The organism is Micrococcus sp. PSi08, assembly GCF_054960655.1.
Window position 1 is genome coordinate 1 of record NZ_JBHNYP010000069.1, and the last position, 370, is coordinate 370.

Consider the following 370-nt stretch of genomic DNA (forward strand, 5'->3'; position numbering starts at 1 on the left):
ATCGACCATCAGCCGGTTGTAGCGTTCGACCTTCCCGTTGTGGCGCGGGGTGTAGGGTCGGATCCGGTGGTGCCGGCCCCCGAGCGAGACCACCTTCGCGGTGAAGTCCGCAGCCCGATAGTTGTTCCCGTTGTCCGTGATCACCCGGTCCACGGTGATGCCGTGCGCGGCGAAGAACGCCCTCGCCCGGCAGTAGAAGCTCACGGTCGTGGCCGCCCGCTCGTCCTCCAACGCTTCGGTGTAGGCCAGGCGGGTGAACCCGTCGATCGCCGAGTGCAGGTAGGTGTAGCCGACCCGTCGGCCAGGCCCGCGCTTGGCTGCTCGCGCGTTCTCGGAGTCCCGTCCGTGAGCACGCCAGCCGCCCCCGTCA

1 protein-coding gene is annotated in these 370 nt (G+C 68.9%); it reads right to left on the reverse strand.

What is annotated here, in order from left to right:
• Nucleotides 1–370: DDE-type integrase/transposase/recombinase (locus ACFI33_RS11805; protein ID WP_462624058.1), on the reverse strand; the 370-nt coding region annotated here is incomplete at both ends.